Here is a 13,390-nt window from a genome sequence, read left to right on the forward strand (position 1 = left end):
ATCGACGCGATTCTCCGAGGAGCAAAGCCCGGCGACATCCCGATTTACCAAGTAACCAAATTCGAGTTGTCCCTCAACCTCAAGACAGCCAAGCAACTGGGGCTTTTCGTACCTCCTGCGCTCGTCGCGAGCGCCGATAAGGTAATTGAGTGAACAAGCAAAGGTCCGGTTCTGGCCCATCGCGTTCGTTGGCGCAGTGCAGCGGCAGGTCTGGAGCCGGGAGTAGAGCCGAAGTCATCGCCTCCCGTGCAGGTCGGCCGTTGCATCGAACTCGTCGCCGCGTCGGTCGCCGAACGTATGCCTCTTGAAGCCGAACCAAATGCTTCCGTCAGCGATGTTGAACATGCGATCAAGTATGCGTCGCTGGTCTGTCGGCCGCCCGAAGCTGCTGAGAGTTTGTCCGTCTCTGCGAGACCATGGCGGATGATTTGCTGCGGCCCTATGGTGATGTCGTGATGGTGCTGTCCATCGTCTTGCGCATGAAGCGCACATTCGACGGCGCCGAGATCGACAAGATCATCATGGATGTTGAGACGCGTAAGGCATTGGCGATTGATCGGCGGCGCGCAGAGTGGCGCAAGGCTGAGGTGGAGGCGGATTGCTACAAAGTCCACCTGGCTACGGGGTCTAAGCGGGAGACTACACTGCGCTTCTATGAAGGAGCGGGCTTTCATCGTGGGGGAAAAAATATACTTTGGAGTACGCCGCGCCTAACGGTTCAGGGGCAAGTGGACATGACGCGGGCGGGCGGCCATAAACTGCCTATAGTGCGAGCCCTTCTTGTGCTATCTTTGCGGCGGGGGTACGCGCTGGCCAGCAAGTACCTCCCTCTGACTTAGCCTTAAATCCCGTCTCTTTGGTTTTCCCTTGGAGACGGGATTTTTTCGCAAGCGGAACTCGGCGCCAAGAGGGCCGCGCCCTCTAGACCGCCAGCTCGGCGATTGTGTTTGCGAGAGAGTGGCAGAGGAACAATCATGTCAGCGCTCTCGTTAACGCCTCTAACGAGAGGAGATCCATAATGAAGCTTGCCACAATTCTGGTCCTCGGTTCTCTCGCCATGAGTTCAGCAGCGAGAGCTGATCAACCCGGACCTGACTGGATGTCGATGGAGCAAGTGAAGGCTAAGGTGATCGAGTCCGGCTATTCCCAGGTCACTAAGCTCGAAGCCGACGACGGCCAGTGGGAGGGCGAAGGCATCAAGAACGGCCAGAAGATGGAATTTCATGCCGATCCCAAGACCGGCGTCATCGTGCGCGAAAAGCCAGACCACTAACCTTTGAGATCATGCAAGACGTCTTCGCCAGTTGTCTTTGCCGACTGCGGGGACATAATTCACTTCGGAAACAATTTGTCCCGAATGTAGCGCGACGTCGGTGTCAGCCTGATTCCACGTGGCTTGCACCATACTGCTCTGTCGATCTCCTTCTTGTCGCCGATCTTCAGAGGGCCGGACGCGTTCTTGGCTAAGAAGATCGCGTCACTCATCTTGCGACCGGACCGACGATTCTTAGCCTTCACTTCTTTCCAGAGCTTCACCGGCCCCAGCTTGAGCTTCGGCAGTTCTTCCCTGATCTCTCGGCGCAGGCACTTCCTTTCGCTCTCTCCTGCACGCTTGCGACCGCCCGGAAACATCCAGAGCCTATCGCGCCGTCGTCTGACCAGGAGCACGCGACCTTTCTTCGCGACAACAAGTTTTGAAGACTTCGCCATTTCTCTTCGAATCGATTTTCAGATCAGCGCCACTCTAGACGGGCTGGTTCGACCTGCAACGGATGAGCGTCGGCTCGCTCTCCGTAGTATCACGGAGCAATCCTACAGGTCGTGACCAAGTGTTCAGGTGCTATCCTTACGTAACATGCTCGAAATCTTCGACATCCTCCAAGAGCCCAAGTTCTGGGTCGCGATGGCATTCGGACTGGCTCCGATTGTCATCGGCATCATCATCTTGTGGTCTCGCCGCTGAAGTCGCCAGTTAGCAGCCCTAAGTCGCAATAGGCCACTTCGGAGCTAGTCCCCCGTTGGCGTGATGCGAAACTCAACCACCTCGGGCAAGCCGCGCAAATGCTTAGCAAGTCTTTCCGCATTGGCCCTGTCGCGGCTCTTGATGGTCATCCGGTATTCGAACTGCTGCCCGCCTTCGCTTAAGCGGGATGACAGGTTCGCAATCGTAAAGCCGTGATCGCCAATCATCTTGTGGACCTCGCTTTCGCCCATGACCTTATCCCGGCCAAAGCGCAACATGTGATGGGCATAGAACTCACTCGGCAGCCGCGTCTCGATCAGCCGGAACAGCGCGAGCACCATCAAGGTCGCGAGGGCACCGACAACCGCAGCAAACCAGAAGCCAATTCCAACCAGAATACCGATAGCTGCCGTTACCCAAATGGATGCGGCCGTTGTTAGTCCCCGGACAGTCAGGCCCTCTTTGAAGATGACGCCAGCGCCCAAAAATCCAATGCCGGTCATGATGCCTTGCGCCATGCGGGTCGGATCAGTCCGGATGGCGTCATGTTCAAGCAACGTCATCCATTGGTGCTGATAAACCGTGACGATCATCAGAATGGCTGAGGCAATGCAGACCAGGGAATGGGTTCTAAAACCCGCTGGCCTGCCGTGAAACGAACGCTCAAATCCAATCATAGCGCCGATGAGCAGGGCACCCGCTACTCTGACGATTATTACAAGTTCGTCGTGGCCCATAAATCAACTCCCTTTGGAAAATCGACCGGGGTCGGCGGCCTTCTTTCCCCTATGCGAAGTCAAAGCAAGGCTGCATTAAAGCGCATGCGCTATCCGCATACAAATGTATTGGAGAAATTCGGAGCGCGAGCCGGTTCTCCTTCGGCATTCCCGCCAAGGTCCGGTTCTGGCTCATCGCGTCCGTTGGCGCAGTGCTGCGGCACTCTGGAGCCGGGTGTAGAGCCGAAGTCTCGCCTCCGGTGCAGATCGGCCGTTGAGTCCGCTGTTAGTGCTGCACTCGGGCGAGTCTCCCTTACCGATGCTTTAGGAGGCGTGGGCTGGCGATGCTGATCTTCCAGCAGCGCGGAAGCGAGCGCGAGGAAGCTCTGCTGGTCATAGCTCGCGCTCCATCGCTGGATGCTTGCGGTTCTTCACTTTGATCCAATAGCGACAGCGACCGGCCTCATAAGGACGGTCCCGCCGCTTGGACACCAGTCCCTCAAGGCCGATGTTGCAGGCCGCTCGAAACAGATCAGGCCCAAGCTCACCGCGTTCGAAGGGATTGACGAAGACACCTTCAGGACGGCGCGCCAACAGGCGCTCCAAGCTCGCCTTCCGCATCGACAGCGGGAGCGCGCGGAGGTCGTCTCCGCCTTCGGCGAGAATATCGAAGGCACAGAACTGCACTTCGTGATCGTGCTTGCGCGAGTGCAGCGCGTTGAAATCGGAGACACCATCGACGCCGAGCACGACGGCCTCGCCATCGAGCACGAACTGCTTCTGCCTGACCTTACGCGCGGCTTCCACGATCCACGGATAACGGCTGGCCCAGTTGTAGCCGCCACGGGTGATCAGGCGCACGCGGTCGCCATCGCGCTCCAGGCGGAGGCGGTACCCATCGTATTTTACTTCATGAAGCCAATCGGCGCCGTTCGGGACTGCAATGCCCTTGGTCGGCAGGCAAAACTCAAATGAAAGCATGCGCGAAAAATAGCCATTCGAAGCTTGATTGCGAGATGGAGCTTTGGGGCACCATCCAAAAGCCGGGGCCAGCGCTACGGCCTTGGCGGCAGATCAGGAGAGATTTCGCTGCCCGCGCCCTCACCGATGGTTTGCTCCACTGCCGATGCGAGTTCAGCAAGGTGCTCGGCCAATCTGGCAAACAACTCACGCTTCTTTGCATCAGTCGCCAAGTCCCGAATAAGGGCGCACTCAGCGGCGTTTCGCTGTAGCTTCTCCAGTTGGGCCTGCATGTCTTTCATCCGCGCGGCCTCGATGTTCCAAAGCGGGAACATTACAATACTAGTTCCTGGCCACAAGTGAACACAGCGACATCGCTGACTGGGTCTAGCCTCCAATTGCATGGCGCTCCTCACGCGCCAGCCGTCGGACCGCTTGGCCCCGCATTTGTCCCCTCCAGCCCCGAGGGGTCAGGCTGGCCCGATGGGGCTTTTGCGCGGGCATCAAGGCGCGATCCTGCCACTCCGACCGACAGGACGCGTAGCCGACAACCTGTTGTCAGGGGCTGAGGTTGTGAGGCCGGGGCTCCTAGGCACACCGGCTTCGCCCTTACCAGGCTGCGGGAACTGAATTGACTCGACGCCGTCCCAAAAAGGGAATTCACTGGTTCCATTCATGAAGACAGCCGGTTGCACTCCAACACGGGAGGAGCCGTAGCGTGATCATCAGAGAACCCCGTTTCGACACGTATTCGATCCCGGCGCGCATCTGTTTTGCCATCGCACTGATCGGTGGCGCACTCCTGATCGCGCTAGCGGTGACCAGCATCTACTTCGTAAAATAAAGCGCTCGGTACGGCGCATGATGTTGGGCACCATGCCTAGAGAGATCGCCATAGCGCTCTGGTCCCTAGCCGCCGCCTGCATAGTGGCGTTCAGCGTTGCCGCGCTCGTATCCCCGCATTAGCAGTGCTGAAGCCTTGGCACGATCTGCGCCGGATGGGGTGCGGTAATCGGCAACACCAAAGGATCAGGAGGCACGGCGGAGAGGTAACCGGCCTGATGATCTTAGTACGCTAAATATTTAGTTAATTTTTTCGCGAGGTTCGCGTGCGGACTATCCTCCTAGTTATTGGGCTGTGGCTACTGATCAACGTTTTGTTTGTTGTGATCACGATGCCCCCTCGCAGGCGAAGGTCGCCGTCTCGATCAGCGCGGCCACCGTTTTTCGAAGCGTTGGATGCAATCAAGCGCTTTCTGAAAATACGACGCCCTTGAAAAGTCAGACGATTGCGCTGTCATTTAAACCAGTCAAACACCGGACTATCACCCGTCATTTTAATCTGCGAGACATTCAATCCGAGACAAACAATGGCTTGCGAAAAGCGAGTCGGAAGGAGGTTCGCAGTGGAGAAGGTGCGACGCTTGCGCGCGATGGGTTCTCTGTGCCGTCAACAGGCCGCCTACAACAGCATGAACAAATGGAAGCTCCTCGCGGACGCGGAATGCTGGGAGCACTTGGCTGAGCTTGAGCTGTCGTCCCACTTCCGGGAATGCAACGTCGCTAGCTCAACCAGCTCGCTTGATCCGGCTGGGTAAGAACAAACTTCCGGGGCGTGCAATGAGTAAACGTGATCGGGCGTACAACCGCATTGTCCTGTGCCTGCGCGCTCAGGCGCTTCTTTTTCAGCTTGCCGAACTTGAGACCCTTCGAGGCCAAGTGCGAGAGGCCGAGGAAAATACAGCTCTCGATCAATCGGCAGACCCGGTGAAGTCAACCATTCACTGATTGATCGCAGGTCTACCCGGTTGATTGTCGCGATTTAATCCTACGCTCATCCCTCGTTCACAGAGGAACCTCTACGCTGCCTGCGGAGGCTGCACCCAACGGGAGAACGAGATGAAATTTAGATACGCATTCTTCGCTTTGGCCGCGTTAGGTGGCGCAGCGCTTTCGCCTGGAACCGCTTCAGCCATGCCGCTCGCCCCGTTGGGACAGGTCCAGTCATCCAACGTCGAGAGCGTTGCAGTGGCTTGCGGTCCGCGCGGCTGCGTTCGCACAAGGCCCGTGTATCGGCGAGGGGCCTACGTGGTCCGCCGACCCTATGTACGTCGCGGCTACGGATACCATCGGAGCTATCGTCGGTACTGACGTTAAAAGAGGGCTTCGGCCCTCTTTTTCTTTCTGCTATCCTCGACCGGGCTCACGCTATGGATAACGACGCGAGGTCGGGCGAGTAGCGCACGAACAGGTTTGATGACCGGATGGGTGGCGGCTTTGTTCGTCCTGATCGGATGCTCAAAATCCCCCGCTGCGATCACTGCGAAGAAGAGTTCGCGCCTGAAGAACTGACCCCTCTTGCGTCACCAGCCGGGGACGGCGAGCTGATCTGCGCTCGGTGCATTGAAATCAAGCTCCGTCGAGCTGTCGCGAAGCTGGCGCGCGGCGACAACTGATCAAACGTTACAGTCACGCTGCATTATCTTCCTGAACCTCGATCCCGGACAAGTATCTGTCGTAAGTCACCTTTAAGTAAGACAACGACGCATCCTTATCGACATTTGCCTGCAAATGGTCCTGAACAAAGCGCAGCCTAGCCTTACATTCAGAAATTATCTCGGACCATGTTTTCACCCAGACCTCGATTAAGCCATCCTCCGTCTGCGAAACCTGCCCCCGGGGCTTATCTTTCTGTCGCGTCCTTACCGAAGCGAAGTCATCCAAATCATTCGACACCACCCAAAATGTCCACCGGGTCTTCAGGCCCCTAAAGCGTTCGTCTTTCGCAATTGTGTAAGCGTACTTTTCGACTTGGGTAATTTCTTCGGCCCCGACCTTAACGGACGGGCGTTTTAGTTCGACCACCAGATGCTCCCGCTCATCCATGCGGTTCTGTGGAACAGAACGGGATAGCATTAGGTCAACGATCCCAGTCTTCCCGTCGATCCGCTTAACAGGCGCATCTATAACGGTTTCTCTGCCTATCATTTGGTGGTGCTTGCGCAACACTTCGGTGAGCGACTGGTCATCCACAGTAAGGCTGAATTGCTCTCCAAAAACCCACGTATTGTTGTCTGCGAGAATGCGATGCAACTGGCTGCGCTCTTTGAGAAGAGCCCTGGTCTCTGCTTCGAAGAGAAGAGCCTCTAACCCGTGAATGAACTTCAGGCGATCAGCGACTAGCTTGGATGCGCTTATGATGTTGCCCAGGTCGGCGTCCTCAAGCAGCTTGGCGAGTTCTTGCTGTTTGCGAGGTGGAAGATCGAGGACTTCCTTCAAGATGAGTTGCAGCTCATCGGGGCCGCGCTCGATTGCCTGTCGGAGCATGCGGAGTTGGAAAGCTTTTGTTTGGCGTGTCGCCCCCTCAAAGTCCGCAAGATGCTTGTTCACATTGAGAGCAACGATATCGAAAACTTGCCGTTCGGCAACGTCGACAGGTGTCGTCGGCTCGTCTCGATAGGGATATACGTCCTCCGCCTTCCATTGCTCGATTTTCGATCGAGCTGCCGATGCGTCCCTCGCCTTAAAATGCGCCTTGATCGCTTCCACCGCTTCGTCATAAGCCCTTTGAAGCGCAGCATTCAACTCAGCGAGGTCAAGCAAACCTCGCTCCTGTAATTCATCGATGTAAGACGATTTGATGTACGCCGTAAATTGGTGGCCAGGCGCATGAAAAGAGGGAGCGCTGCGCTGGAACGGGAGGCCGTTTGCGCCGCACAGGAAAATCCACCGATCACAGGGCATCTTCCACTCAATCAGCTCAACAGACGCCGAGTGAATGCTGTCAGCATCTGCAATATCGGACAAAGACAGGACGTCTCGGTGGGCTATCAGAACCTGAGGGTCGATCCGCTCATGCTCAAATGAAATGGAGAGGTCCGGATACTCCGTCAGGTACAGCGCAAATATTTGAGCGAGGGAGCTTACTGCAAGGGACGCGTCTAGCGATCTATAAGTGCGATCCAGCTCCGTAATGCGAACTTCTACCCCCGTAGGGAAATGCGGATCGGCCTCAATGGGCTCGGAAACCCGAACGTCCACCAGATCATCGCGGATCAGCGAGAGAGTGTAGCGATATTTTCTGTGGTCCGCATCTTTGTACACAATCGTCCAGTCGGCAACGCGACCCAACGCGAGCGCTTTAAAGCGACCCTTGCCTTCCTTGCCGTGCAAGATGCCTAATTTTGTCTTCGACCTCGCTCCGCGCGCCTTCCACGATCCTCCTAATTTTCCGAATAGCTGCTCGATCTCATCGTGAGGAATGCCATGCCCGTTGTCTCTCACGACAACGGCTTGCATTCCGAGTTCTCCCTTTTCGATCTCAACGTCGATGTGAGTAGCATCAGCATCGCACGCGTTCCAAATGAGTTCGGCTAACGCTGGAATGGGCTTGCCTGCGGTCATTCGCCGAATATGGTCACTTTCTACTTGGACCTTGAAGTGCATTTCCCCCATAGATCAACGATGCTCCATTACGCTTTCTGCTATGTAAATTGCTTTCGAGCCGCGCGAGCCCAAAGAAAGTTACTTGCCAAGTCCCCGTGGCGTCACTATTGAAACCGATCCCTGCCGCACGCGCAAGCTGTATCGCCACCTTAGGACGACCGACGACAATTGCTGCGTCGATGGACCTTGGACACCGAGCCATCCCCGGCATCAAGTGTGCGGAGTGTTAAGCGCTATGCTGTCATCTACGGCCGAAGAGAAGCAGGCAATTGTGGACTACATGAATTGGCAGGCACCCGACCTCGCCGTCGAGTTCTTGCAGAAGGTCTACGCCGAAACCATCCTCAACCATCAGCATGTCGTGTGGGACGTTCACACCAATGTTGACCGCTGGTGGGTTATAACTAATCCGACCAACCTGTACTCTCAGGCCCAGTTTCCGAATATGGATTTGGCAGTTACCTTCCACGTTGGTCTATGCCTACGCGTCCCGCGCAGCCAGAAACCGAAGTTGGCGGAGCTTCCCGTGGAGCCGCTCGCCGCTTGCTTTCGCCACATGTCGGAAGCCTCGGATGCGTTGGCGAGCGCCCAGGAAGTCAGCGACTTCCAAACGGTCGGCGTCCGTTGCCGTGAGGCGCTACTTGCTTTCACCAGCGCAGCGCAGATCGTGATGCCGTGGGCACTCGACCGGGCGAACAAGCCTAAGCAGGCCGACTTCAAGGCTTGGGTGGACCATGTATGTCTCACGAGCCTTGCCGGTAACACGCATGAGCATCGTCGCCATTTGCTCAAGACGTTGCTTGAGGAAGCGTGGCGTTTTGCCAACTGGCTTACGCACGCCAAAGCCTCAACATGGTACGATGCAGAAGCCGCGACTACGACGGTTGAGCACGCGCTTGGCTTAGCCGCGTCTCAGGTCATTCGACACGTCCGGGCCGTACCTGAAAGCTGCCCTGCTTGCGGCTCTAATCGGCTCTCGCCGCAACGCGGTTATCACTCAAGTGCTCCCGAACTCGAATGGGAGCGGCCGACCTGCGATAAATGCGGTTGGCTCGGTGACCCGGTGCCGATCCTTAGCAGCCCTCAGGACTATGCTGATGATGAGGTCTCACCGCCGGAAGGGGATTGCGTAATTCCCACCGTCCCGCTGCGAGAACTGCGCAAGCCTGGACGAAAGGATTAGTGTTGCGGCCTCTGGTAGGGACACTATTGGGACACTAAAGAGCTAAACTGCTGTAATGTTGGATGAAATCACAGCCACCCTTCTCCCACAAGGGGAGAAGGGAAGAAGAGAGCTACTCCGCCAAAAACCTGCTCACCACCTCGCCGAACTCCAGCGGGGACTGCTCGAACATCCAATGGCCGGCGTTCGGGATCACCGCCCTCTTGGCGCCTGCAATGTGCTCGGCGAGCACGCGCCACATCACGGACAGGCTGCCGGTGGTGCCGCCGCCGCCGATCAGCAGTGTCGGCGTCCTGATCGCCTGCGCGTCCGCGAGCGTATAGGGCCTGCGCTGCTCGTTGATCTGGCCGAGGAACGTCAGCGCGTTGTCGCGCAGTTGCTGCTTGGCCGCCGCCGGCACGCGCCGCCAGGAGCCGTCGCCTTCGATTCCCTCGTAGAAATTTTGCAGCGCGCCGTCGATATCGCCGGCGCGGATCATCTCGACCGATCGCGCCGTGCGTGCAGCCAGCGGCGGATGCGAGGGCGTGCCTTCGGGCACCGGCAGGGATGCATCGAGATCGCCGCCCGGCTCGGCCAGCACCAGCTTTCGCAGCAGATCAGGCCGCGCCTGCGCGACGCGGAATGCGATGTGGCCGCCGCGTGAATGGCCCATCAGGTCGACGGGTGCGGGGGGCCTCACCTGCTCGATGAAGGCAAGCATGTCGGCGACGTGCTGCGCCATCTTGTAATCGTCGCCGACGGCATCCCAATGCTCGGGAAAGAAATGCCGCAGGCTGACCGCGATCACGCGATGGGCCTTCGACAGCGGGCCGAGCACGGAATACCAGGTGCGGAAATCCCCGAGTGTGCCGTGCACGCAGACCAGCGGCGGGCCCTCGCCGATTTCGAGATAGGCCATGTCGTAACCGTTGACGCGGAATGTCTGCATGTTCAGCTCGCCAAAACTTAACTTGCTAAGAAATCCAAGACCACTTCGGAGAATCTCTGCGGCGCCTGCTCGAACATCGGATGCGTCGCGTTCGGGATGGTCGCCGTCTTGGAATAGGGCACATGCGCGGCGAGCGCATGCAACACCTTTGGCAGCAGCCCCTTGGTCCGGGCGCCCAGGATGAACAGCGTCGGCATTTTGATGGACTCCGCATCCGCCTTCGAGAACGGCGGGCGATTGTCGCGGACCTGGCCGATCAGGGTGAAAGCGTTGTCGCGAAGGTTCTGTTTCACCATGGCCGGCAGCCGCGGCCAGGTGCCGGCGCCCTCCAGCGTGTCGACGAAGACGGCGAGGCCGCCGTCGACATCGCCGGCCGCGATCTTCTCGGCCGAGGCGGTGAAGCGCGCCAGCAGCGGCGAGGGGCCGCCGACGTAGTCCGGATCGAGGCTCGCATCGAGCTCGCCCCCGGGCTCGGCCAGGATCAGCCGCCGCAGCAGGTCTGGACGCCGTTGCGCCATGCGGAAGCAGATGTGCCCGCCGCGGGAATGGCCCATCAGGTCGACCGGGCCGAGGTCCAGCTTCTCGATGAAGGCGATGAGGTCCTCGACATGCTGCGCGATCGAATAGGTGTCACTGAGGCCGTCCCAGCGGTCCGGGAAGAAGTGCCTCAGGCTGACGGCGATCACCCGGTGCCGCTGCGTCAGCAAGCCGAGCACGCAGCCCCAGACACGGAAGTCGTTCAGCGAGCCGTGCACGCAGACCAGCGGCGGGCGGCCTCTGTCTTCGCCCACGTCGAGATAGGGCATGTCGTATCCGTTGACGTGGAGGCTTTGCATTCTGGACTCGCGAGGCGGCGGAACTCCTGTGCAAGATTCCCGGAAACCGGGTGGATCGCAACTATTTCCAAGCCTAGATTTAGCGGGAGATGAAACTGGGGGCATGCGACAAGGACGCAAGCCAGGAACCAAGCCATGACCGACCAGCATTTTGCCCTGTTCGACACCAGGATCGGCCTTTGCGCCACCGCCTGGGGCCCGCGCGGCATCAACGGCACGCAATTGCCGATGGGCGGCGAGCAGAAGATCCGCACCCGCATCAGTCAGCGCCATGCCGAGGCGACCGAAGCCGAGCCGACCGCCGAAGTCCAGCAGGCGATCGATCGCATCGTCAAGCTGCTCGCGGGCGAGCCGGACGATCTCACCGACATCCCGCTCGATCTCGACGGGGTGCCCGACTTCAACCGCGGCGTCTACGAGATCGCCCGCGCGATCCCGCCGGGCAGGACCGTCACCTATGGCGATATCGCCAAGCAGCTCGGCGGCGTCCAGCTGTCGCGCGACGTCGGTCAGGCGCTCGGCCGCAACCCGTGCCCGATCGTCGTGCCCTGCCATCGCGTGCTCGCCGCCGGCAACAAGCCCGGCGGATTCTCGGCCAACGGCGGCGTGGTGACGAAGCTGAAGATGCTCGAGATCGAAGGCGCGCTGGTGAACCACACGCCGAATTTGTTCGATTAAGGATACTTGCGCAGGCGTCGTAGGGTGGGCAAAGCGAAGCGTGCCCACCACTTCGGTCGTGACTTTGAAAGGTGGTGGGCACGGCGCTTCGCGCCTTTGCCCACCCTACGGATCCTGCCTCAAATCTTCGCCGCCGTCTTCGGCCAATATTTGTCACGCAGATGCCGCTTCACCAGCTTGCCCGTCGGCGTGCGCGGTAGCTCGGGCTCGAAATCGATCGAGCGGGGGCACTTGATCGCGGAGAGGCGGCCCTTGCAGTAGGCGATCAAATCGGCCTCGAAGGCCTTGCCGGCGCGGCTCATGTCGTGCGGCTGCACCACCGCCTTCACCTCTTCGCCCATCTCCTCGTTCGGCACGCCGAACACGGCGACATCGGCGACCTCAGGGTGGGTGATCAGCGCGTCCTCGGTCTCCTGTGGGTAGATGTTCACGCCGCCGGAGATGATCATGTAGGACTTGCGGTCGGTGAGATAGAGGAAGCCATCCTTGTCGAGATAGCCGACGTCGCCGAGCGTCGACCAGCCCTTGGCGTTGTAGGCCTTCTTCGTCTTCTCGGGATCGTTATGATAGGTAAAGGCGGGCGCGTCGGCGAAGTAGACCGTGCCGATCTCGCCGAGCGGCTGCTCCTCGTCGTTCTCGTCGAGAATCTTGATCTTGCCGACCACGGCGCGGCCGACACTGCCGCGGTGCTCCAGCCATTGCGGCGAACTGCAGACAGTGACGCCGTTGCCCTCCGAGCCGGCGTAATACTCGATCAGGATCGGTCCCCACCACTCGATCATCTTTGCTTTGACGTCGACCGGGCAGGGGGCGGCAGCGTGGATGGCGCCCTTGAGCGTGGAGACGTTGTACTTGGTGCGAACGTCGTCCGGCAGTTTCAGCATGCGCACGAACATGGTCGGCACGAGCTGCGACTGCGTGACCTTGTATTTCTCGACCAGCTTCAGGAAATCTTCGGCGTCAAAGTGCTCCATGATGATCGATGTGCCGCCAAGCACGATCGCCATCATGTTGAAGCGTAGGGGAGCGGCGTGATAGAGCGGCGCCGGTGACAGATAGGCGCTCTCGGCGTTCATGCCGCACATGTCGGCGCAGAGCACGCGCAGAAGCGGATTCGGCTCGTCGATCGCTTTGCCCTCGAAGGCCTTCTTGACGCCCTTGGGCCGGCCGGTGGTGCCGGACGAATACAGCATGTCGTAGCCGGCCACCTCGTCGGCGATCGGCGTCGTCGGCTGCGCGGCGGCCTCCTTGTCGTAGGAGCGGAAGCCCGGCAGGGGCTCGTCCATCATGTAGAAGATCGGCTCGCCGGCGGCGCCCTTGATCAGGCCCTTGATCTGGTCGGCGCATTTCGGCGTGGTGATCACGACCTTGGCGCCGCAATCAGCGATGATGTAGTCGATCTCGTCCTGCTTCAGATAGCGGCTGATCGCGGTGTAATAGAGCCCGCTGCGCTGTGCGGCCCAGCAGAGCTCCATGAAGGCGAGACGGTTCTCCATCAACAGCGCGATGTGGTCGCCGGCCTTCAGCCCGAGTGAGCGGAACAGATGCGCGCCCTGGTTCGAAAGCTCGTCGAGCTCGCGATAGGTGATCGCCTTGCCGGTGCCGGCCATCTGATAGGCGATCTTGTTCGGCGTGGTGCGGGCGTGGATGGAGGGGTGGGTCATGGCGTGTCCTCAAAAC

The 13,390-nt window shown here is 59.1% G+C and carries 15 protein-coding genes; 7 read left to right on the plus strand and 8 right to left on the minus strand.

Annotated elements, in window-relative coordinates:
* Positions 1-416: 416 nt before the first annotated feature.
* The gene (locus tag IVA81_RS36220) at positions 417-839 is read left to right on the plus strand and encodes a hypothetical protein (protein ID WP_247327142.1); all 423 of its coding nucleotides are present in this window, start codon (positions 417-419) and stop codon (positions 837-839) included.
* Between the two features lie 179 nt (positions 840-1,018).
* Positions 1,019-1,273 (plus strand): PepSY domain-containing protein, encoded by a 255-nt coding sequence (locus tag IVA81_RS36225; protein ID WP_247327145.1) that lies wholly within the window; start codon positions 1,019-1,021, stop codon positions 1,271-1,273.
* Positions 1,274-1,332: 59 nt separating this feature from the next.
* Here IVA81_RS36225 and IVA81_RS36230 read toward each other — a convergent pair whose 3' ends face one another.
* From IVA81_RS36230 to IVA81_RS36245, 4 genes are all read right to left on the minus strand, one after another.
* Positions 1,333-1,710: an NUDIX hydrolase gene (locus IVA81_RS36230; protein WP_247327147.1), complete on the minus strand. Its 378-nt coding sequence runs from the start codon at positions 1,708-1,710 to the stop codon at positions 1,333-1,335.
* Between the two features lie 297 nt (positions 1,711-2,007).
* Positions 2,008-2,700 carry an MgtC/SapB family protein gene (locus tag IVA81_RS36235; RefSeq protein WP_247327151.1) on the minus strand — a complete coding sequence of 231 codons (693 nt, stop codon included), beginning with the start codon at positions 2,698-2,700 and terminating at the stop codon, positions 2,008-2,010.
* A 372-nt stretch (positions 2,701-3,072) separates the two neighbouring features.
* Positions 3,073-3,660 (minus strand): RNA ligase family protein, encoded by a 588-nt coding sequence (locus tag IVA81_RS36240; RefSeq protein WP_247327153.1) that lies wholly within the window; start codon positions 3,658-3,660, stop codon positions 3,073-3,075.
* Between the two features lie 74 nt (positions 3,661-3,734).
* Positions 3,735-3,941, minus strand: a complete 207-nt coding sequence (locus tag IVA81_RS36245) for a hypothetical protein (RefSeq protein WP_247327202.1) — start codon at positions 3,939-3,941, stop codon at positions 3,735-3,737.
* A 416-nt stretch (positions 3,942-4,357) separates the two neighbouring features.
* Between IVA81_RS36245 and IVA81_RS40550 the strand changes: the two genes are divergently transcribed.
* The 3 genes from IVA81_RS40550 to IVA81_RS36255 all read left to right on the plus strand — a co-directional run bounded on the left by IVA81_RS40550 (position 4,358) and on the right by IVA81_RS36255 (position 5,427).
* Positions 4,358-4,483, plus strand: a complete 126-nt coding sequence (locus IVA81_RS40550; RefSeq protein WP_256469418.1) for a hypothetical protein — start codon at positions 4,358-4,360, stop codon at positions 4,481-4,483.
* A gap of 562 nt (positions 4,484-5,045) precedes the next feature.
* The gene (locus IVA81_RS36250) at positions 5,046-5,237 is read left to right on the plus strand and encodes a hypothetical protein (protein WP_247327156.1); all 192 of its coding nucleotides are present in this window, start codon (positions 5,046-5,048) and stop codon (positions 5,235-5,237) included.
* 22 nt (positions 5,238-5,259) lie between these two features.
* The gene (locus IVA81_RS36255) at positions 5,260-5,427 is read left to right on the plus strand and encodes a hypothetical protein (RefSeq protein WP_247327158.1); all 168 of its coding nucleotides are present in this window, start codon (positions 5,260-5,262) and stop codon (positions 5,425-5,427) included.
* A gap of 681 nt (positions 5,428-6,108) precedes the next feature.
* Here the strand turns inward: IVA81_RS36255 and IVA81_RS36260 are convergent.
* Positions 6,109-8,043, minus strand: coding sequence for an ATP-binding protein (locus tag IVA81_RS36260; RefSeq protein WP_247327160.1), 1,935 nt, complete (start codon positions 8,041-8,043; stop codon positions 6,109-6,111).
* Positions 8,044-8,320: 277 nt separating this feature from the next.
* Here IVA81_RS36260 and IVA81_RS36265 point away from each other — a divergent pair, with 277 nt between their 5' ends.
* The gene (locus IVA81_RS36265; protein WP_247327163.1) at positions 8,321-9,268 is read left to right on the plus strand and encodes a hypothetical protein; all 948 of its coding nucleotides are present in this window, start codon (positions 8,321-8,323) and stop codon (positions 9,266-9,268) included.
* Positions 9,269-9,380: 112 nt separating this feature from the next.
* Here the strand turns inward: IVA81_RS36265 and IVA81_RS36270 are convergent, their stop codons facing one another.
* A complete protein-coding gene (locus tag IVA81_RS36270) occupies positions 9,381-10,196 on the minus strand; it encodes an alpha/beta hydrolase (protein WP_247327165.1) in 816 nt (271 codons plus the stop codon).
* A gap of 17 nt (positions 10,197-10,213) precedes the next feature.
* Positions 10,214-11,032, minus strand: a complete 819-nt coding sequence (locus IVA81_RS36275) for an alpha/beta hydrolase (protein WP_247327167.1) — start codon at positions 11,030-11,032, stop codon at positions 10,214-10,216.
* A 135-nt stretch (positions 11,033-11,167) separates the two neighbouring features.
* Between IVA81_RS36275 and IVA81_RS36280 the strand changes: the two genes are divergently transcribed.
* Positions 11,168-11,710 carry a methylated-DNA--[protein]-cysteine S-methyltransferase gene (locus tag IVA81_RS36280; RefSeq protein ID WP_247327168.1) on the plus strand — a complete coding sequence of 181 codons (543 nt, stop codon included), beginning with the start codon at positions 11,168-11,170 and terminating at the stop codon, positions 11,708-11,710.
* Positions 11,711-11,829: 119 nt separating this feature from the next.
* Here the strand turns inward: IVA81_RS36280 and IVA81_RS36285 are convergent, their stop codons facing one another.
* Complete coding sequence (locus tag IVA81_RS36285; RefSeq protein WP_247327170.1) at positions 11,830-13,374, minus strand: acyl-CoA synthetase; 1,545 nt, start codon at positions 13,372-13,374, stop codon at positions 11,830-11,832.
* Positions 13,375-13,390 lie beyond the last annotated feature (16 nt).

Source organism: Bradyrhizobium sp. 141 (genome assembly GCF_023074055.1).
Lineage (GTDB): Bacteria > Pseudomonadota > Alphaproteobacteria > Rhizobiales > Xanthobacteraceae > Bradyrhizobium.